The organism is Mesorhizobium sp. M1227, assembly GCF_040318315.1.
GTDB lineage: Bacteria > Pseudomonadota > Alphaproteobacteria > Rhizobiales > Rhizobiaceae > Mesorhizobium.
In genome coordinates this window covers 78,296-97,019 of record NZ_JAMYLZ010000008.1, presented here as the reverse complement: position 1 = coordinate 97,019, position 18,724 = coordinate 78,296, and the positions used below count along the sequence as shown (strand labels likewise).

Sequence of the window (18,724 nt, the reverse complement as noted above, 5' to 3'; positions counted from 1 at the left end):
GAAAATGCTGCAGTGCAAACAAAAATGGAGACGTCGGCTAAACCGATTTAAATCCTTGCGCCTATGCGATGAAGCAAAAGACAAATGAGAAATGCCCGGCGCGAGGCGCCGGGCATTTTTTGGGCTGCAGGCGTTTGCCGGCTTATTGTTCGAAGTAGGTGTACTTGCCGTCGTCACCCTTCTTCCAAGTGTAGATGACGTAGTCGGGACGGGTGATGTCGCCCTTTGCGTCATAGCCGATGTCGCCGATGGCGGTCTTCCACGGGCCACTCTTCTTGATCTCTTCCGCAACCTTCTGCGCGTCGTCGGAAGAGCCGACCTTGTTGGCGGCGGCGGCGACGATCTGCAGCGCGGCGTAGGAGTAGAGCGTATAGGCTTCAGGCTCGAAACCGGCGGCGCGGAACTTCTCCACGAGTTCCTTGGCGTTCGGGTTCTTGCGCGGATCGGGAGCGAACGTCATCAGCGTGCCGTCGACGGCATCGCCAGCGATGGAGGCCAATTCGTTCGACACGATGCCGTCGCCGGACATGAACTGGGCCTTGAGACCCTGATCGGCGAGCTGGCGCATAATCAGGCCGGCCTCGGTGTGCAGGCCGCCATAGTAGACGACGTTGACGCCGGCATCCTTCATCTTGGCGATCAACGCCGAGAAGTCCTTGTCGCCGACATTGATGCCCTCATACATGGCTTCGGTCACGCCATCAGCATTGAGTGCCTTCTTGGTTTCGTCGGCGAGACCCTGGCCGTAAGGCGTCTTGTCGTGGACGACGGCGATCTTGCCGTCCTTAAAGTGCGCGGCGAGGTAGTCGCCGGCAACCTTGCCCTGCTGATCGTCGCGTCCGCAGGTACGGAACGTGTTCCACAGGCCCCGCTCGGTCAGCTTCGGGTTGGTCGCGGAAGGCGTGATGACGAGAATGCCGTTCTCGGCATAGACCTCTGACGCCGGAATGGTGACGCCCGAATTGAAGTGGCCGACGACATATTTGACGCCATCGGCGACAAACTTGTTGGCGACCGAGATGCCCTGCTTCGGATCCGACACGTCGTCGCCGACCTCGATCTTGATCTGCTCGCCGTTAATGCCGCCAGCCGCGTTGATATCGGCGGCAGCCTGTTCGGCGCCCTTCTGCAACTGCGCGCCGAATGCTGCGTTCGGGCCAGTGATCGGACCGGCAACGCCGATCAGGATGTCAGCCCACGCGCTGCCGCTGAACGCGACAAGCGCGGTCAGGGCGACGGCGGACAAAAGTGACTTTTTCATTGAAACGCTCCCATTTACCGAGTGGGCGTGGATGTTGCTTTCATGCGATGCCCACTCTTGCTCGCAGAAAGAGTACTTTGCCGATTTTCAGGCACTTGTCACGCCGATTCATCCCTGAAGCGCCGTTAATGATAAATGTCAACCTTTTGGTTTCCAGCTCAAAAGAGAGGCTCTTTCGTAAAGCCAATTATACTGCGTTACCATCTGGTTGGTGCGCGTGTATTGGTAGCCAATGAAGCCCAATATCATCAGCACGATGGTGTCGACCACGTAGTAATGCAGCGAAAACATCGTTCCGCCGAACAGCGCATGATGGATGAATCTTACGCCGATGCCGAGCCCCAGCATGTAGGCGAACAACTGGGCGAAGCTGCGCCACGTCTGCGCACATGCCTTGCCCGTCATCCACGCCGCCCAGCCGCCGAGCAGGCAGGTGACGAAGAAGAACTGCCAGATCGAGGGTTCCTCATAGACAATGCCCTGCATGATTGATGTCTCCTGAAACTCAGTGATGGCCGCCTTCGAGATAGGCGGCGCGCACCTCCGGATTGGCGAGCAACTCCTTGCCGGTGCCGCTCATCGTCACGTTGCCGTTGACCATGACATAGCCGCGCGTGGCGAGCTTCAGAGCGCCGAAGGCGTTTTGCTCGACCAGGAACACGGTCAGTCCCTGCGTGCGGTTCAACTCCCGGATAGCGTCGAATATCTGCTTGACGATCAGCGGCGCCAGGCCAAGCGACGGCTCGTCGAGCAAAAGCAGCTTCGGCCGCGCCATCAGCGCGCGCCCGATCGACAGCATCTGCTGCTCGCCGCCGGACAGCGTGCCACCACGCTGGGCAATGCGTTCCTTCAGGCGTGGAAACAGCGTGAACACCTTCTCGACGTCCTCGTCATAATGCTCGAGGTTGTCGAGGCTGGCGCCCATTTGCAGGTTTTCCATCACCGTCATGCGCGGGAAAATGCGGCGCCCTTCCGGCGACTGGGCGATGCGCATGCGCGCGATCTCGTGGGTCGGCATCTGGGTGATGTCGGTACCGGCGAATGTGATGGTACCCGCGCGGGCGCGGGGAGCACCGAAGATGGTCATCATCAGCGTCGACTTGCCGGCGCCGTTGGCACCGATCAGCGCTACGATCTCACCTTGCTTGACCATGACATCGACGCCGTTCAGCGCCCTGATGTTGCCGTAGTAGGTCTGGACGCCCTTGATATCGAGCAGCGTTGTGCCGGCCATTATTTCCGCCCTCCACGCCGATTAGAGGTGCCGGGAGTTTTTGACTTCACCGGAGCCTTGGAGGCCGGCTTTGCAGTGGAAGATTTTGCGGCAGAAGATTTCGCGGCCGATTTGGCTTTGGCCGGCGATCCGGACTTTGCCGCGGCACTCGACCTTGCATCGATCTGCCCGGCTTTCGAAGCGCCCTTTGACACGGTGACGCGTTCGCCCTCGCTGTGGCCAACCGTGTCGGCAACCGGTCCGGCGAGATACGAAGACGACGTGCCTGGGCCGTGGGCCGCATCCGGACCCGTATCCAATTGCTCGATGACGTCTTCGTCGCCGACTTCGGTCAGCACCGTCTCGACGTCCTCGTCTTCGACGCCGAGGTAGGCAGCGATGACGCGCGGGTCGGTCCGCACCGATTGCGGGTTGCCGTCGGAGATCTTGCGCCCGTATTCGAGCACGACGACATGGTCTGAAATCTGCATAACCACCGCCATATCATGCTCGATCAAAAGGATCGACGTGCCGGTGTTGTCCTTGATGTCCATCAGCAGTGCATTGAGCGCCGCCGATTCCTTCGGATTAAGGCCGGCGGCCGGCTCGTCGAGGCACAGAAGCTCAGGGCCGGTGCACATGGCGCGAGCAATTTCGAGCCGTCGCTGCGCGCCATATGGCAGATCGCCGGCAGGATCGTCGGCGCGGTCGACGAGATCGGCCTTTTCCAGCCAGTGCTCGGCCAGTTCAACCGATTCCGCCGAAGCCTGTCTGTATCCGCTATAACCGAACAGGCCGAGAATGGTATAGCCGGACGCCTTCATCAGCTTGTTGTGCTGGGCCACCAGCAGGTTCTCCAGCAGCGTCATGCCCGAGAACAGGCGGATGTTCTGGAAGGTGCGCGCCACCTTGGCCCGCGCCGGGATTTCATGGTTCGGCAAACGTTCGAGCAGGAAGGTCGAGCCGTCGCGCCGATTGAGCGTGATCATGCCTTCCGACGGTTTGTAGAAACCGGTGATGCAATTGAACACGGTGGTCTTGCCGGCGCCGTTGGGACCGATCAGCGCGGTGATCTCGCCGCGTTTGGCCTGGAACGACAGGTCGCCGATGGCGACGAGACCGCCGAACTTCATCGACAAATGATCGACCTGCAGGATGGCATCGTTCACGGAGGGACTCGCGTTCATCAGCCGTGTCCCTCCTTGGTGAAGGACCCCGACACCGCCCTGCGCACCTTGAGGAAGGCTGTCGGCTCGCGGCTGCCGACGAAGCCGCGCGGCTTCCACAGCATGACGATGACCATGGCCATGCCGAACAACAGCATGCGATAAAGCTCCGGCGTGAAGTCGGGGCCGAACCCGGGTATAACCTTGATGTTGCCCCAACTCAGGCCGGTCTTGAGGAAATCCAGTTCGCGCAGGATTTCGGTGCCGCCGATCATCACCATGGCGGCGACGGCAATGCCGACCAGCGAGCCCATGCCGCCAAGCACGACGATGGCAAGGATGATCGCGGATTCCAGGAAGACGAAGGATTCCGGGCTGACGAAGCCTTGCCGCGCGGCAAAGAACGAGCCGGCGAAGCCGCCAAACATCGCGCCCGTGGCAAAGGCCGTGAGCTTGGTGGTGGTGGTGTTGATACCGAGCGAGCGGCAGGCGATCTCGTCCTCGCGCAGCGCTTCCCAGGCGCGGCCGACCGGCAGACGCCTGAGCCTCACGGTGACGAAAGCCGTCAGCAGACAGAGCCCAAGGATCAAATAGTAGAGGAATATCTTGTAGTAGGCACCCGATTGGGCGATGCCGAGCACCTTCGAGATGTAGTTCGGATCGGAGACGTTGAACGACATCAGGCCGAAGAAAGACACCTTCGGGATGCCGGAAATGCCGGCCGAGCCGTTGGTCACCTCGCGCCAGTTGATGATCACCAGCCTTATGATTTCGCCGAAGGCGAGCGTCACGATCGCCAGATAGTCACCGCGCAGGCGCAGCACCGGGAAGCCGAGCATCACGCCCCAGAACGCAGCCATCAGGCCGGCGGCGGGCAGCAGGATCCAGAAGGAGAGGCCGAAATGCGTGCCGAGCAGCGCATAGGCGTAGGCACCGACGGCGTAGAAGGCGACATAGCCGAGATCGAGCAAGCCGGCCAAGCCGATGACGATATTCAGCCCCCAAGCCAGCATCACATAGATCAGGATCTGGATGCCGTAATTGTCGACATATTTCAGCGAGCCCTGGAAACCGGCGGCCATCGACCCGGCATATAGAGCCAGCACCAACACCACGATAATCGGGTAGAGCGCCAGTGCGGTTATGCCCAATGCCGAGAAATGAGCGTGAATGAAGGCCCGGAACCGATATATCAGCCAGGCCAGCGCATAGATGATTGCGAGCGCCCGCAGGAACCGCACAAAATCGGAAAGTTCCGGCCCTAAGGCCTCGGTCAGAAAGCTGCTGAGCGCGAGCAGAATAACGGCGACGGCGAGCGCCACGATGAACGCGGGAAGGCGGAAGAATCGCGAAGCCAGGCTGACCGGCAGCAGGCCGGTGGCGACGTCGACGATCTTCTGGTTCGCCAGGAAGGGTTGGCCATAGGCGACATAAAGGAAGCGTCCTGCCATGGTGGCGATCACGACGCCGGCGAGCAAGCCCCAGCGTTGCACTAGGATCAGTTCGTTGGAGATGTTCTGGTCGGTCTTCAGGCCGATGAACAGCACGAACAGGCCAAGCGAGATGGCGCCGGCATAGAGCGCTTCGCGAAAAGCGCGCTGGACCGGGGTGGCGACGACGGTGCTTTCCGGAGACACGGTAACCGCCATGATCTCAGACCTTTTCGACTTCTGGCCGGCCGAGAATGCCGGAAGGCAGGAAGATCAGCACGATCGCCAGGATGGAGAAGGCGGCGACGTCCTTGTAGTCGATCGAGAAATAAGCCGACCACATGCTTTCGATGAAGCCAATCATCAGCCCGCCGAGCACGGCGCCGGGCAGTGAGCCGATGCCGCCGAGCACCGCGGCAGTAAACGCCTTCACACCGGGCGTAAAGCCGTCGGAAAACACCACCACGCCGTAATACATCAGGAACAACGTGCCGGCGACGGCGGCAAGGGCGGCGCCCATGATGAAGGTGATCGAGATGGTGCGATCGACGTCGACGCCGAGCAGTGCGGCCATCTTGCGATCCTGCTCGCAGGCGCGCTGCGCCCGGCCGAGCGAGGTCTTGTTGACCAGGTACCAGAACAGCGCCAGCAGGACTATGGTGACCAGGACGATGATGATCTGCTTCAGCGAGACGCTGATGCCTTCGATGTTGTAGACCTTGGACACCATTGGCGGGACCGGCTTGTTGCGCGGCCCTTGCGTCACCTGGACGAAATTGGACAGCGCAATCGACATGCCAATCGCGGTGATCAGCGGCGCCAGCCGGAATGAACCACGCAAAGGCCGGTAGGCCACCTTCTCGATCGTCCAGTTATACAGGCTGGTCAGCAGCATCGCGACGATCATCATGATCAGCAGCGCAACGACGATCGGCAGCGAATAGAACAACGCACCGAGGATAAGGAAAACGATAAGCGCGGTGAAAGCGCCGATCATGAAAATGTCGCCATGGGCGAAATTTATCATGCCGATGATGCCGTAGACCATCGTATAGCCGATCGCTATCAGCCCATAGATCGATCCCAGCGTCAGCCCGTTGATAAGCTGCTGGACAAAATACTGCATGCTGTCGTGGCTCCCCTGGAATGTCGCCCATGCAGACGCATTCCTTTTCGTATTTTCCCTAGTCGTAAAGTTTCGAGCCCGGATTGCAACGTGATTTTTCGATCATTACGCGTGTTTTCGCCGCACGTCGTCCGATTGCCCGTTTTGTTCCCGTCCGCCCCCTGGACCATCGCGGACCCTACCATTGGCCTAACGCAATGTCTTTGACGATTCAATCGCAGCATGCGACCCATTTCGAAGAAATCGCCGTCAAAATAAGTTGATGAGCGGGATCGTTGCGCCGTCGAAGGCAATCCGTTTGCGCTCTCTTTCTTTCGCTTGCGTCAGCGTTTTCTCTATTTGACGACGAAGCCGTGCGCGAACGGGTCGCGGTCGTCGATGAAGATCGTGTTCAATCCGGTCATCCGCGCCCACCCGCCGATCGACGGAATGATTGCCGGCTTGCCGGCGACGGTGACCTCTTTCTCCACCCTGCCCTTGAACAGCGACCCGATGATCGATTCGTGGACGAAGTCGTCGCCGACCCCAAGCTTGCCCTTGGCGTGAAGCTGCGCCATCCGCGCCGAGGTGCCGGTGCCGCAGGGCGAGCGGTCGATTGCCTTGTCGCCGTAGAAGACGGCGTTGCGGGCATCGGCTTGCGGGTTGGTCGGCGCCCCGGTCCACAATATGTGCGACAGCTTATCGATGCCGGGATTCTCCGGATGGACGAAGGAATATTTCTCGTTGAGCCGCTGCCGCATCACCGGGCTCCAGGCGATCAGTTCGCCGGCCGAATGGTCGGCCATGTCGCGATAGGTCTTTTGCGGTTCGACGATGGCGTAGAAATTGCCGCCATAGGCGACATCGACGCTGATCTCGCCGAGCCCGGGGCATTCGACCGTCAGAGCCTCGGCATAGAGGAAGGAAGGCACATTGGTGATGCGCACCTCCTCGACATAGTCGCCGACTTGGCTGTACTCCGCTACGACCACGCCCGCCGGCGTATCCAGCCTGAGCACGCCCGGTGTCTTCGGCTTGATCAGCCCATGCTCGACGGCAAAAGTTACCGTGCCGATGGTGCCGTGGCCGCACATCGGCAAGCAGCCCGAGGTTTCGATGAACAGGATGGCGATGTCGCAATCTTCACGCGTCGGCGGATAGAGGATCGAGCCGGACATCACGTCATGGCCGCGCGGCTCGAACATCAGCCCGGTGCGGATCCAGTCATATTCGGCCAGGAAATGCGCTCGCCGCTCCATCATCGTCGAGCCCTTGAGCAAAGGCCCGCCGCCGGCGACCAGCCGCACCGGATTGCCGCAGGTGTGGCCGTCTATGCAGAAGAAGGAATTCTTGGCCATGCCGGCTCCCAACTGACTGTCTTCGAACTCAAAACCGTTGCGGGCTGAACGGGCCGAGATCGAGCGATGGATTCTGCCCGAGAACGAGCTCGCGGATCAAGCGCCCGGTCGCCGCGGCCTGGGTCAGGCCGAGGTGACCGTGGCCGAAACCATACACCACAGACGGCGTTTGTTGCGACCGCCCGATCACCGGCAGCGAATCCGGCAGCGACGGCCGGAACCCCATCCATTCGCGTCCATTGGCCGGATCCAGTCCCGGCAGGAATTTCTGCGCCTTTTCGAGCAGCGCTCTCGAGCGCGCATAATTGGGCGGCCTCTCAAGGCCGCCGAGTTCGACCGCGCCGCCGACGCGCAGGCCCGTCTCGAGCGGCGTGATGACGAAGCCATGTCCGGAGAAGATCAATTGCCGCTTTACGTTGAAGGCAGTCTTCGGCAACGTCGTGTTGTAGCCACGCTCGGTCTCCAGCGGGATTCCGTCGCCGAGATGTCTCGCCAGCAGATGCGACCAGGCCCCGGCAGCGATGACGACGTGCTTCGCCCGTCGCCGCGTGCCGTCGGCCGTGGTCAGGATCGCGCCGTCCTGTCCCGCCTCGACACGCTCGATCCGGGCCCTTTCGAACCCGGCGCCCAACCTCTCGGCATAGGCCCACAAGGCCTTTCCAAGCAGCTTGGGATCGGCAACGGTTTTCCACCCAGGCACGAACGTTCCCTTGACGAAGCGCGGCGACAGACCGGGCTGCAGGGCTGTGAGAGCGCTCCCCTCGACATGGCTGAAGCCGATGCCGAAGCGCTGCCTTGCCGCCCAGCCGGGCAGTGAAGCCTTGAACTCGGTCTCGCTGTCGTAGAGTTCGAGCGAGCCGTCCTCACGCAGCATCGGCCGTGTGCCGGAACGGTCGAGCAAGCCCATCCATTCCGCCTCGGCGAGCTTCATCATCCCGGCCTGCGCGGCAAGGCCGCCTTCATAGCGGTCGCTTCGGCCGGCGCGCCAGAAGCGGACCAGCCAGGGCAGCAGCTTCGGCAGATACGCGGGTGGGATGCTGAGCGGGCCGAGCGGGTCGGCGAGCCATTTCGGCAACTGCTTGATCATGCCCTTGTGGGCGAGCGGCAGCACATCGGAGAAGGCAAAGGCAGCGGCATTGCCGGAGCTGGTTTCCTCACAGATCCCCGTCCGATCGAAGATCGTCACGTTTCGCCCCGCCTCTGCCAGAAAGGCGGCGGCGCAGATGCCGATGATGCCGCCACCAATGATGGCGACATCGAGCGTAGCATTATCATTCATTGCCATGCGCCGCGCTGCACATCTGCAAATGCCTTCAAAGCGACTGGATCAGAATGTCGGCAGCTCTGGCCGCACCGCCAGCGCATCCCTGACGATCTTTTCGACTGCCTTGCGCCGCTCGCCCGACAATGGCTGGCGCGGCATGCGCACGCGGTCGTTGGTGTTGATCGCCAGCACTTCGGCAAGCTTGATGTTCTGCACCAGATAGGTCGAAACGTCGAGGTCGAGCAGCGGCCGGAACCAGCGGTAGATCTTCAACGCCTCCTCGCGGCGGCCCTGTCGCATCAGCTGGTAGATGGCGACGGTCTCGCGCGGGAACGCGGTGACCAGGCCCGCCACCCAGCCGATGGCGCCGACCGACAGCGCCTCGAAGGCGAGATTGTCTACGCCGGTGAACAGGTCGTAGCGGTCGCCGAGGCGGTTGATGATCTCGGTCGAGCGGCGGATGTCGTCGGAGGACTCTTTTATGGCGACGAAGCGTTGGTCCTTCGCCAACTCCTCCATCTGGTCGACGGTAACGTCGACGCGGTAGGCAAGCCGGTTGGAGTAGATCATCACCGGCAGGTCGCCGGCCGCGGCGACGGCGCTGAGTGCCGCGACCGTCTCCTCGGCATTGGTATGGTAGATCGGGCTCGGCACCACCATCAAGCCGTTGGCGCCTTCCTTGGCGGCGCGGCGCGCGATCGCCGCCGCCTCGCGTGTACCGGCCTCGTTGACCGTCAACAGCACCGGTTTCTTGCCGGCGATCTTCTGCGCGGTCTTCAGCACCGCGATCTTCTCGTCGTGCGACAGCATCGGGCCTTCGCCGAGCGACCCGCAGACGATGATGCCGTCACAGCCGGCCTCCATCTGCAGCGCAAAGCAGCGCTCCATCTCGGCATGGTCGAGGCCGTCGTCCTCGGTGAATTTGGTCGTAACGGCGGGGAAGACTCCGGCCCACATGTCGATCGCTCCATCTGATATATCAGTCGTATATTTCTTAAGAAGCCGGCTGTCAACGTTGAATCTGATATGATATATCAACAATATATCAGGAGATGCCGCATTGGTATATGACAGCCCGGGCTCCGAGCCGGCAACTGCGAAGGCCTACCGCAGGCTCGAGCACATGATCGTAACTCTCGAACTGGCGCCGGCGAGCTTCATCACCGAGGGGGCGCTGATTGACAGGCTCGGCCTCGGCCGCACCCCGGTTCGCGAAGCAATCCAGCGGCTGGCCTGGGAGGGCCTGCTCGAGGTCCGGCCGCGCGCCGGCATCGCCATCGCGCCGCTTCACCCCGGCGACTGGCTGCGTGTCCTCGACGCCCGCCGTGGCGTCGAGGTGGTGCTTGCCCGCTCGGCCGCCCGCTTCGTCACCCGCGAGGCCGCCGACCTGTTCCATGACGCTGCCCTTGCCATGCAAAAGGCGGTGATTTCGGAAAATGTGTTCTACTTTATCCAGGCCGACAAGGCGCTCGACGAGGCGCTGGCGCTGGCTGCCGACAACCCGTTCGCCGCGCGCCTGGCGGCACCCTTGCAAACCCATAGCCGTCGCTTCTGGTTCCGCTACAAGGCCGATACCGGCTTGGCCGAATCCGCCGAGCATCATGTCGCACTGATCCGTTCGATCCTCGCCGGCGACGAAGATGCCGCGGCCAAGGACGCCAAGCGCCTGATGGCGCTTTTGCGCGGCCATGCCGAGGCAGCTGCCACACGCTGAGCCTGCCATTTCGTCATGCGCCCTGGCCGGGCAGGGCCATCACGTTTTCCCAATTGTCGCCGGCCGCGACGATGCAGCTTCTGCCGGCGATATCGGTGACGACGATGGTCCAGGTTCCGGTCTCGGCGACAAAGACTTCCATGACCGCCTCATGACCGATCAGCCCCAAAGCAAACTGCCTTTCCTGGAACTTCTCGCTCAAATGGGCGACGAGCTCGCCATGTTCAACGCAGTGTTGATATTGCGCGCCTGCGGTGTTCGTACCCACCGCCAATGCGCCAGCAAGAACCAGGGTTTTCACCCATCTCAACAGCGATTTGCGTGCCATAGGGCACCTCCTTTGCCATCACGTTCCGGCAAAGGAGGGGTTTGACGGCCTCATTTTGCCGGAGCGATCCAGGCCGGTTCCGACGTCATCATCATCGCGTCGTTCCTTTCTGTGTTCCGGTCTGCCATTGGTGGGAACGATTTCAGATGTTCCCATTATGTTCTCGATATATGGTATCGATAATGGAAAAGCGCAAGCAGGCGCCCAAGCGGGCGCCTGCAGATCCGTTTTACGGCTGTCGCCGAAAGAATGAGCCACAGGCCGCGCGGCCATGCCGAGGCGCGCAGACCCGTGATAAATCGTTCAGGTGCCTGGCAGCGCCGCTTTCGTCATCGCGCTCTCCCAGCCTTCGCCGACTGAAATCACGCAGCTTTGACCTTTTGTGTCGCTGGCGAGGATGGTCCATGTGCCCTTGTCGGAAACGAAGACTTCAAGCACCACATTCGGATTGACGACGCCGACCGCGCTCGGGTTTTCATGAAACTTCTCGCCGAGCGCCTTGACCATATCGGCGCGTGCCGCACATTGCTCGGCAGCCATTGCCGGGACGGCGGAAAGGGCCATCGCAGCGCAAGCTATAGTCGCCATGAGACGTGCCATCTGACACCTCCTTTGCGCCGGACGATATCCCCCGGAGCCGTCACCAGCGCCGTTGGTTAATCTGCCAGCATCTCCTTCGCGGCAGGACTGCAACCTAAGAAGATTGCTGCCTTCTTGGTTCCATCACATTAGTGTTCATGCCGATGAAGACCGCGACAAAAAGGCCCGAGCTTGGTGCCCGGGCCTTTTCTTGCTTTCTGCGATTTGGATCAGTTCATCGTCGGGGTGACAAATTCGGCGCCATCCTTCACGCCGGCCCGCGCGCCCCAAGCCGAAGGCGAGGACGCGCTGACAGGAAACCGTTCGGTCAGTTCATCGTCGGGATGACGAACTCGGCACCGTCCTTCACGCCGGACGGCCAGCGCGACGTTACCGTCTTGGTCTTGGTGTAGAAGCGGAACGCGTCCGGCCCATGCTGGTTGAGGTCGCCGAAGGAGGACGCCTTCCAGCCGCCAAAGGTGTAGTAGGCGATCGGCACCGGGATCGGCACGTTGATGCCGACCATGCCGACCTGAACCCGCGAGGCGAAGTCGCGCGCCGCGTCGCCGTCACGGGTGAAGATGGCGACGCCATTGCCCATCTCGTGCTCGTTGGCGAGCTTGATGGCGTTCTCGTAGGTCGGTGCGCGAACGACCGAGAGCACCGGCCCGAAGATCTCTTCCTTGTAGATGCGCATGTCGGCGGTCACATTGTCGAACAGGCAGCCGCCCATATAGTAGCCGTTCTCGTAGCCCTGCATGGAGAAGCCGCGGCCGTCGACGACCAGCTTGGCGCCTTCCTTGACGCCGGTGTCGACATAGGACTTGACCCGCTCCAGCGCCTGCGCCGTGACCAGCGGGCCGAAATCGGCGGAGGAATCCGTCGACGGACCGACCTTCAGGCTCTCGACGCGCGGCACCAGTCTTTCCATCAGCCGGTTGGCGGTGTCGTTGCCGACCGGGACGGCCACCGAGATCGCCATGCAGCGCTCACCGGCCGAGCCGTAGCCGGCGCCGATCAGTGCGTCGACGGTCTGGTCCATGTCGGCATCCGGCATGATGATCATGTGATTCTTGGCGCCGCCGAAGCACTGCACGCGCTTGCCGGCCGCGCAGCCGCGCGAATAAATGTACTGGGCGATCGGTGTCGAGCCGACGAAACCGATGGCCTTGATGTCAGCATCGTCGAGGATGGCGTCGACCACTTCCTTGTCGCCATTGACGACATTGAGGATGCCCGCCGGCAGACCGGCCTCGATGAACAGTTCGGCAATGCGCATCGGCACGCCCGGGTCGCGTTCGGACGGCTTGAGAATGAAGGCATTGCCGCAGGCGATGGCCGGCGCGATCTTCCACAGCGGGATCATCGCCGGAAAATTGAACGGCGTGATGCCGGCGACGACGCCGAGCGGCTGGCGCATCGAATAGACGTCGATGCCGGGGCCGGCGCCATCGGTGAACTCGCCCTTCATCATATGCGGCGCACCGATGCAGACCTCGACCACTTCGAGGCCGCGCTGGATGTCGCCCTTGGCGTCGGCGATGGTCTTGCCGTGTTCGCGCGCCAATACCTCGGCCAGCGCGTCATACTCCTTGGCGACCAACTCGAGGAACCGCATCAGGACGCGTACGCGCCGCTGCGGATTGGTCGCCGCCCAGCCGGGCTGTGCGGCCTTGGCGTTTTCGACCGCCGCACGCAATTCCGCCTGCGAAGCCAGCGCCACCGTGCCGCGCACCGTGCCGTCCATCGGCTGCATGACGTCCTGCTTGCGGCCGCTGGTTCCGGCGACGCGCTTGCCGCCGATGAAATGACCGTATTCGATCATGGTCTCTCTCCCTGGTTCGTGATGAGGCATTGTCCGCCTTTGCGGGAGCGATGGCAACGCGAGCGAAAACGCAACCGTTGTGCGGAGAATAGATAGCGGTGGGTGTCTGTACATCAAATAGCGCAAATGATAGAGATGTGCGGTGTACGCCATGGGATTGAGAAATTGAGTTTCTTCGCCGTCGAGCGCTGCCGTAATCGTCATTATCCGGACCACCCTCATGAACTGGGATGATGCCCGTATCTTCCTTGCCGTAGCGCGGGCCGGCCAGATCCTCGGCGCCGCCAGGCGGCTGGAGCTTAATCACGCGACCGTCTCGCGCCGCATTGCCGCCCTCGAGGCAGCGCTCAGGACAAAACTGTTTCGCCGGCTTACCACCGGCAGCGAGCTGACGCCGGCGGGCGAGCGTTTCCTCGAGATTGCCGAACGCATGGAGGGCGACATGATCGCCGCGCGCTCGACCGTTTCAGGCGAAGGCGACGACATCTCGGGCACCGTGCGCATCGGCGCGCCGGACGGCTTTGGCGTCGCCTTCCTGGCCAGGCGCCTCGGCGCGCTGACCGCTCTGCACCGTGAGCTCACCATCCAGCTGGTGCCGGTGCCACGCTCCTTCTCTTTGTCCCGGCGCGAGGCCGACATTGCCATCACCGTCGAACGGCCGACGGAAGGCCGCCTGGTGGCGGGAAAGCTGGTCGACTACACGCTCGGCCTGTTCGCGTCGCGTGCCTACGCCGACACCCATGGCCTGCCCGGAACCGCCGCCGAGCTAGGCCAGCATACGCTGATCGGCTACGTGCCGGACCTGATCGTCAGTCCCTCGCTCGACTACGCGGCCGAATTCAGCCCCGACTGGCGGACCAGCTTCGCCATTTCCTCCGCGCTCGGCCAGGCCGAAGCGGTGCGTTCCGGCGCCGGCATCGGCATCCTGCACACCTTCGTTGCCCGCTCGATGCCGGAGCTGGTGCCTCTCGATATCGTCGCACCCATCCGCCGCGCCTACTGGCTGGTCTATCATGAATCGGTCAGGCCGCTGCGCCGCGTCCAGGTCGTCGCGAGCTTCATTACCAAGGCCGTCGAACGGGACAGGGGTTTGTTCGCGTGAGCCTGCCGGCCGCTGGCTGTCTTAGCTGGTGGGCGTCTTACTTGGCGTATCGTCCGGGCCCGAGATCGCCGACGTCGATGTCGGGCACCCGGCTGGAGATGATGTCGGCCAGAACTTTGGCCGAGCCGCAGGCCATGGTCCAGCCGAGTGTGCCATGGCCAGTGTTGAGATAGAGATTGGAGAAATCGGTGCGGCCGATCAGCGGCGGCCCGTCCGGTGTCATCGGCCGCAGCCCGCACCAGAAGGTCGCCGATCGCATGTCGCCGCTGCCCGGAAACAGGTCGCCGACCGAATGTTCGAGCGTGCGGCGCCGCGATTCATGCAGCCGCAGGTCGAAGCCGGAAATCTCCGCCGTGCCGCCGACCCGGATACGGTCGCCGAGCCGGGTGATCGCTACTTTGTAGCTCTCGTCCATCACGGTCGAGACCGGTGCAGCGGCGGCGTCCTTGATCGGCAGGGTGATCGAATAGCCCTTGACCGGGTAGACCGGGATGGGCCGCTTCAGCATGCGCATGAACCGTGCCGAATAGCTGCCCATCGCCATCACATAGGCATCGGCGACCATCCAGCCCTTGCTGGTGCTGATGTTGGTGATGCGATCGCGCTTCTTGACAACGCGCCGTATCTCCGTGTCGTATTCGAAGGTGACGCCGCGTGCTGCGCAAAGCTCGGCAAGCCTGTCGGTGAACATCTTGCAGTCGCCGGTTTCGTCGCCGGGCAACCGCAGGCCACCGACGAATTTTTCGCGCACGCCGGCCAGCCCAGGCTCGGCCGCAATGCAGCCGTCGGGGTCGAGGACCTCGTAGGGGACGCCATAGGCCTTCAGCACCTCGACATCGCCGCCGACGCCGTCGAGCTGCTTTTGCGTTCGGAAGAGCTGCAGCGTGCCCTTGGCGCGCTCGTCATAGGCGATGCCGGTCGCCTCGCGCAGCGCCTTCAGCGTGTCGCGGCTGTACTCGGCCAGCGGCACCATGCGCGCCTTGTTCAGCGCGTAGCGTTCAGCCGTGCAATTGCGCAGCATCTTGACCAGCCATATCCACATATGCGGATCGAGGGCCGGTCGCACCACCAGTGGACCGTGCTTCTTCAAAAGCCATTTGATGGCCTTCAGCGGAACGCCGGGCCCGGCCCAGGGCGAGGCATAGCCGGGCGAGATCTCGCCGGCATTGGCAAAGCTGGTTTCCAGCGCCGGGCCTTTCTGGCGATCGATCACCGTCACCTGATGACCGGCCTCGGCAAGAAAATAGGCGGTGGTGACCCCGATCACGCCGCCGCCCAGCACGAAGATCTTCATCGTTTGGTTCTCCGCGGCGGCATCTCGTCGGGATTCGAGACCGGGATCATCGCCGCCTCATGTCTGCCGGATTCTGTGGCGTCAGCCAAGTGCCGATGCTTAGGGAAAAGACATGCGTGAGGACAACAACCTTGCGTCCTAGCCATTCACATAGCGCCGGTGGAAACGGTGGCCGAGGCTGGTCAAGACCTCATAGCCGATGGTGCCGGCTTGGCCGGCTACCTGGTCCACCGTCTGCGACGACGGTCCGATGAGTTCGACGAGGTCGCCGGCCTTCAGCCTGCCGGGCGGCAATGCGGAAATGTCGAGGATGATCGAATCCATCGAAACCCGGCCGACGAAGGGCAGCCGCACATTTTCGAGCCAGGCGACGGAAGCGGCGCGTCGATGCCAGCCATCGCCATAGCCGAGCGAAATCGTCGCCGCGGCAAGCGGAGCCTTGGTGTGGAAAGTGTGGCCGTAGCCGACACCGGCGCCGGCCTCCAATATCCGCGTCTGGATGACCTTGGCCTGCAATCGCACCACCGGCAGCATCGGGTTTTCCTTCGCCGGCGTCGGATTGATGCCATAGAGAGCGGCACCGGGACGAGCGAGGTCGTAGTGATAGCGCTGCCCGAGAAAAATGCCTGATGAGTTGGCAAACGAAGCCGGCGCTTCCGGCAGCATCCGGCGCAGCCGTTCGAATTCCCGCCGCTGCCGCTCGTTGGCCGGCTGCTCGGGTTCATCGGCGCAGGCGAGATGGCTCATCACGAACGTCAGTTCGACACCGTCGAAAGCCTGCGGATCCTGCGCAACGGCCTTCACCTCGGACGGCGCCATGCCGAGCCGCGACATGCCGCTGTCGACCTGGAGGGCGGCCGGCAATTTGCGGCCCACCCGCCCGGCCATCTCGCGCCATGCCGCGAGTTGGCTGGCGCTGTTGAGTACTGTGCAAAGCCCTGCCGCAACCGCTTCCCTTTCCGCACCCGGCGGAATGCCGTTCAGCACATAAATGGCCGGGTCTGAGCCGAGCGCCTTGCGCAGCAAGATGCCGCCGGCCAAATGCGCAACAAAGAAAGTATTGCAGCCCTCAGCCATCAGCGCCGCCGCCACCGCCGCCGCGCCAATCCCATAGCCGTCGGCCTTGACCACTCCAGCACAGCCGACGCCGCCCAGCCGCGCCTTCAGCCGCCGGTAGTTCTCACGGACGGCGCCGAGATCGATGGTCAGGATCGCCCCTGCCGCGGCTTCGCTGATCGGTTCGCCCAGGGTGACGGTCGGCGGAAGAGATTTGCTGGAGATGTCGTTCATCGCGACCTGTTTTAACGGAAGGCCGGCGGCTACGCCACCAGGTGCCGGAACGCCGCTACCACGTCTTCGTAGACCTTGCGCTTGAACGGCACGATCAGGCCCGGCAATTCCAGCATCGGCCGCCACGCCCACCGGTCGAACTCGGCCTTGTGGCCACCCGGCGGCGGATTGATCGCGATCTCGGTTTCGTTGCCGTGGAAACGGAAGGCAAACCATTTCTGCGTCTGGCCGCGATACCGTCCCTTGAAGGCGACGCCGACCAGATGCGCCGGCAGGTCGTATTTGATCCAGTGCGGCGCCTCGGCCAGCAGCGACACCGAGCGCATGCCGGTCTCTTCGTAAAGTTCACGCGCCGCCGCGGGCAGCGGCTCCTCGCCATCATCGATGCCGCCCTGCGGCATCTGCCAGAGCTGCGTCGTTCCAGCGAATTCGCTGTCCGGCTCGGCAATGCGACGGCCGACCCAGACCAGGCCGGCTTCATTGAGGACCATCACCCCTACGCAGGGCCGGTAGGGCAGCGTCTCGGGGTCAACGAGCTTGTACTTTGCCATGTCAGCCTTTTTCCGGATCTATGGCCACCGCCGAAACCGGCACGATCTCGATGCCACGCTTCTTGGCCCCGGTCACCCAGGAAGACACGGTATCCACCGTCAGGTCGAAAGCCGAGCCGATGCCGACGGCAAACCCTTTCGCCCGTGCCGTCGCTTCCAGCCCATCCAGTTTCTTCAATATGGCGCCGCGGTCCTGCACGGCATCGATCGCCGTATCGCCGCCGACGAACGGCACGCCGTCCTTCAGCGCCAGTTCGGGTGCCAGGCTGCGCGCCGACGAACCGTCGTCGACATAGGCCAGACCACGCTTGCCAAGCTCGGCCATCAACGGCCCCATCGCCGTCGCGTCGGCCGAAAAGCGGGCGCCCATATAGTTCATGACGCCGGTGTAGTTGGTCGTTCGCGACAGCGCCCAGCGTAAATTCTTCAAATTCTCGTCCGGCGTTGCAGCCACGGTCAGCGTGTTACGGCCGGGATTGACGTTCGGATAGTCGAACGGCTCAAGCGGTACCTGCATGATGACCTCATGGCCGCTCTGCCGCGCCACCTGCATCCAGCGGCCGATGCTGTTGCCTTGCGGCGCGAAGGCCAGCGTCACTTCCGCCGGCAGCTTGGCGATGGCTGCCTGCGTGCCGGTCTGCGACACGGCAAGCCCGCCGATGACGAGCGCGACGCGTGCACCGCGAGCCCCGGACCACGGCCGCGCATAGACATCGAACGGGCGCCTGCCGTCGGCGGCGCGGATCGGCAACGGACCGGTTTCGCTGGCCTCGACCAGCGCCTTGTCGGGAATATGCGCGATCCTGAGGTTCTGGCCGATCGTCGAAGGGTCGCGAATGACTATGGCCGCCTCGGGTGGAGCGTCGCCCCCCTCGGTCTGGACATGGATGATCTGCGGACCGCCCGTCTGCGGCCCGCTTATGTTGGACCCGCTTGCGTTGCCTGGCGCTGCCGTTTCGGGCGTCGCCTTGGCGGGCGCGGCGGCGGTATCCGCCGCCGGCGTCGTCGGCGTCGAAACGGCTACTTCTTGCAGCTTCCGGAACGGCTTGTCTCGCAAGGCGATCGCGCTGGAGACGCCGACCACGGACAGCACGACAAGCGCGGCCGCGACCGTACCGGCGCTGATCCCGCTGCCTGAGTGCGGCAGCCGGATCGCCTGTCCGAGAGGTCGTTCTATGTCCTTGCCGATATCAGCCAAGCCCGCACCCCCCGGCGTGCATCCCCGAAGTAAACCTTCTCCGGAG

At 62.9% G+C, this 18,724-nt stretch carries 17 protein-coding genes and 1 pseudogene; 2 read left to right on the top strand and 16 right to left on the bottom strand.

The features are described 5' to 3' along the window. Window positions 1-142: 142 nt before the first annotated feature. From NKH28_RS13215 to NKH28_RS13175, 9 genes are all read right to left on the bottom strand, one after another. Window positions 143-1,261 (bottom strand): branched-chain amino acid ABC transporter substrate-binding protein, encoded by a 1,119-nt coding sequence (locus NKH28_RS13215; RefSeq protein WP_352471237.1) that lies wholly within the window; start codon window positions 1,259-1,261, stop codon window positions 143-145. A 138-nt stretch (window positions 1,262-1,399) separates the two neighbouring features. Continuing rightward, the gene (locus tag NKH28_RS13210) at window positions 1,400-1,747 is read right to left on the bottom strand and encodes a DUF6867 family protein (RefSeq protein ID WP_352471238.1); all 348 of its coding nucleotides are present in this window, start codon (window positions 1,745-1,747) and stop codon (window positions 1,400-1,402) included. 19 nt (window positions 1,748-1,766) lie between these two features. Next, window positions 1,767-2,495: an ABC transporter ATP-binding protein gene (locus NKH28_RS13205; protein WP_352979134.1), complete on the bottom strand. Its 729-nt coding sequence runs from the start codon at window positions 2,493-2,495 to the stop codon at window positions 1,767-1,769. Beyond that, complete coding sequence (locus NKH28_RS13200; protein ID WP_352540330.1) at window positions 2,495-3,661, bottom strand: ABC transporter ATP-binding protein; 1,167 nt, start codon at window positions 3,659-3,661, stop codon at window positions 2,495-2,497. Before NKH28_RS13200 ends, NKH28_RS13205 begins: the two co-directional genes overlap by 1 nt. Next, a complete protein-coding gene (gene livM, locus NKH28_RS13195) occupies window positions 3,661-5,289 on the bottom strand; it encodes a high-affinity branched-chain amino acid ABC transporter permease LivM (RefSeq protein ID WP_352767577.1) in 1,629 nt (542 codons plus the stop codon). Before livM ends, NKH28_RS13200 begins: the two co-directional genes overlap by 1 nt. A 4-nt stretch (window positions 5,290-5,293) precedes the next feature. After that, window positions 5,294-6,196, bottom strand: coding sequence for a branched-chain amino acid ABC transporter permease (locus NKH28_RS13190; RefSeq protein ID WP_352454929.1), 903 nt, complete (start codon window positions 6,194-6,196; stop codon window positions 5,294-5,296). A gap of 335 nt (window positions 6,197-6,531) precedes the next feature. After that, window positions 6,532-7,533 (bottom strand): 4-hydroxyproline epimerase, encoded by a 1,002-nt coding sequence (locus NKH28_RS13185; RefSeq protein ID WP_352979131.1) that lies wholly within the window; start codon window positions 7,531-7,533, stop codon window positions 6,532-6,534. Between the two features lie 28 nt (window positions 7,534-7,561). After that, the gene (locus NKH28_RS13180; protein ID WP_352979129.1) at window positions 7,562-8,812 is read right to left on the bottom strand and encodes an NAD(P)/FAD-dependent oxidoreductase; all 1,251 of its coding nucleotides are present in this window, start codon (window positions 8,810-8,812) and stop codon (window positions 7,562-7,564) included. A 48-nt stretch (window positions 8,813-8,860) separates the two neighbouring features. Next, on the bottom strand, window positions 8,861-9,754 hold the full coding sequence (locus NKH28_RS13175; protein ID WP_352471244.1) for a dihydrodipicolinate synthase family protein: 894 nt from the start codon (window positions 9,752-9,754) through the stop codon (window positions 8,861-8,863). 166 nt (window positions 9,755-9,920) lie between these two features. Here NKH28_RS13175 and NKH28_RS13170 point away from each other — a divergent pair, with 166 nt between their 5' ends. Next, window positions 9,921-10,511 carry a GntR family transcriptional regulator gene (locus NKH28_RS13170; RefSeq protein ID WP_502893709.1) on the top strand — a complete coding sequence of 197 codons (591 nt, stop codon included), beginning with the start codon at window positions 9,921-9,923 and terminating at the stop codon, window positions 10,509-10,511. 13 nt (window positions 10,512-10,524) lie between these two features. On the opposite strand, the gene NKH28_RS13165 is transcribed toward NKH28_RS13170, so the two are convergent. From NKH28_RS13165 to NKH28_RS13155, 3 genes are all read right to left on the bottom strand, one after another. After that, window positions 10,525-10,839 carry a hypothetical protein gene (locus tag NKH28_RS13165; RefSeq protein WP_352471246.1) on the bottom strand — a complete coding sequence of 105 codons (315 nt, stop codon included), beginning with the start codon at window positions 10,837-10,839 and terminating at the stop codon, window positions 10,525-10,527. A gap of 303 nt (window positions 10,840-11,142) precedes the next feature. Beyond that, entirely contained in the window at window positions 11,143-11,439 is a 297-nt protein-coding gene (locus NKH28_RS13160) for a hypothetical protein (RefSeq protein WP_352471247.1), read from the bottom strand. Between the two features lie 307 nt (window positions 11,440-11,746). Further along, complete coding sequence (locus tag NKH28_RS13155; RefSeq protein WP_352979127.1) at window positions 11,747-13,243, bottom strand: CoA-acylating methylmalonate-semialdehyde dehydrogenase; 1,497 nt, start codon at window positions 13,241-13,243, stop codon at window positions 11,747-11,749. 220 nt (window positions 13,244-13,463) lie between these two features. On the opposite strand from NKH28_RS13155, the gene NKH28_RS13150 reads away from it, so the two are divergent. Further along, complete coding sequence (locus tag NKH28_RS13150; RefSeq protein ID WP_352613322.1) at window positions 13,464-14,345, top strand: LysR family transcriptional regulator; 882 nt, start codon at window positions 13,464-13,466, stop codon at window positions 14,343-14,345. Window positions 14,346-14,382: 37 nt separating this feature from the next. Here NKH28_RS13150 and NKH28_RS13145 read toward each other — a convergent pair. The 4 genes and pseudogenes from NKH28_RS13145 to NKH28_RS13130 form a co-directional block, all read right to left on the bottom strand. Next, window positions 14,383-15,660 (bottom strand): annotated as a pseudogene (locus NKH28_RS13145) (D-amino acid dehydrogenase); the annotation flags it as partial. 117 nt (window positions 15,661-15,777) lie between these two features. Continuing rightward, window positions 15,778-16,929 carry an alanine racemase gene (alr, locus tag NKH28_RS13140; RefSeq protein WP_352979125.1) on the bottom strand — a complete coding sequence of 384 codons (1,152 nt, stop codon included), beginning with the start codon at window positions 16,927-16,929 and terminating at the stop codon, window positions 15,778-15,780. A 29-nt stretch (window positions 16,930-16,958) separates the two neighbouring features. Continuing rightward, window positions 16,959-17,480 (bottom strand): RNA pyrophosphohydrolase, encoded by a 522-nt coding sequence (locus NKH28_RS13135; protein WP_352979123.1) that lies wholly within the window; start codon window positions 17,478-17,480, stop codon window positions 16,959-16,961. Window position 17,481: 1 nt separating this feature from the next. Then, the gene (locus NKH28_RS13130; RefSeq protein WP_352979121.1) at window positions 17,482-18,678 is read right to left on the bottom strand and encodes a divergent polysaccharide deacetylase family protein; all 1,197 of its coding nucleotides are present in this window, start codon (window positions 18,676-18,678) and stop codon (window positions 17,482-17,484) included. Between the last annotated feature and the right edge of the window lie 46 nt (window positions 18,679-18,724).

What these genes read in the sequence shown, in the direction of transcription:
- NKH28_RS13190 (WP_352454929.1), bottom strand. Translation starts at nt 6,196, where the DNA reads ATGCAGTATTTTGTCCAGCAGCTTATCAACGGGCTGACGCTGGGATCG.
- NKH28_RS13150 (WP_352613322.1), top strand. Translation starts at nt 13,464, where the DNA reads ATGAACTGGGATGATGCCCGTATCTTCCTTGCCGTAGCGCGGGCCGGC.
- NKH28_RS13165 (WP_352471246.1), bottom strand. Translation starts at nt 10,839, where the DNA reads ATGGCACGCAAATCGCTGTTGAGATGGGTGAAAACCCTGGTTCTTGCT.
- livM (WP_352767577.1), bottom strand. Translation starts at nt 5,289, where the DNA reads ATGGCGGTTACCGTGTCTCCGGAAAGCACCGTCGTCGCCACCCCGGTC.
- NKH28_RS13160 (WP_352471247.1), bottom strand. Translation starts at nt 11,439, where the DNA reads ATGGCACGTCTCATGGCGACTATAGCTTGCGCTGCGATGGCCCTTTCC.
- NKH28_RS13155 (WP_352979127.1), bottom strand. Translation starts at nt 13,243, where the DNA reads ATGATCGAATACGGTCATTTCATCGGCGGCAAGCGCGTCGCCGGAACC.
- NKH28_RS13205 (WP_352979134.1), bottom strand. Translation starts at nt 2,495, where the DNA reads ATGGCCGGCACAACGCTGCTCGATATCAAGGGCGTCCAGACCTACTAC.
- NKH28_RS13200 (WP_352540330.1), bottom strand. Translation starts at nt 3,661, where the DNA reads ATGAACGCGAGTCCCTCCGTGAACGATGCCATCCTGCAGGTCGATCAT.
- NKH28_RS13170 (WP_502893709.1), top strand. Translation starts at nt 9,921, where the DNA reads ATGATCGTAACTCTCGAACTGGCGCCGGCGAGCTTCATCACCGAGGGG.
- alr (WP_352979125.1), bottom strand. Translation starts at nt 16,929, where the DNA reads ATGAACGACATCTCCAGCAAATCTCTTCCGCCGACCGTCACCCTGGGC.
- NKH28_RS13215 (WP_352471237.1), bottom strand. Translation starts at nt 1,261, where the DNA reads ATGAAAAAGTCACTTTTGTCCGCCGTCGCCCTGACCGCGCTTGTCGCG.
- NKH28_RS13185 (WP_352979131.1), bottom strand. Translation starts at nt 7,533, where the DNA reads ATGGCCAAGAATTCCTTCTTCTGCATAGACGGCCACACCTGCGGCAAT.
- NKH28_RS13135 (WP_352979123.1), bottom strand. Translation starts at nt 17,480, where the DNA reads ATGGCAAAGTACAAGCTCGTTGACCCCGAGACGCTGCCCTACCGGCCC.
- NKH28_RS13210 (WP_352471238.1), bottom strand. Translation starts at nt 1,747, where the DNA reads ATGCAGGGCATTGTCTATGAGGAACCCTCGATCTGGCAGTTCTTCTTC.
- NKH28_RS13180 (WP_352979129.1), bottom strand. Translation starts at nt 8,812, where the DNA reads ATGAATGATAATGCTACGCTCGATGTCGCCATCATTGGTGGCGGCATC.
- NKH28_RS13175 (WP_352471244.1), bottom strand. Translation starts at nt 9,754, where the DNA reads ATGTGGGCCGGAGTCTTCCCCGCCGTTACGACCAAATTCACCGAGGAC.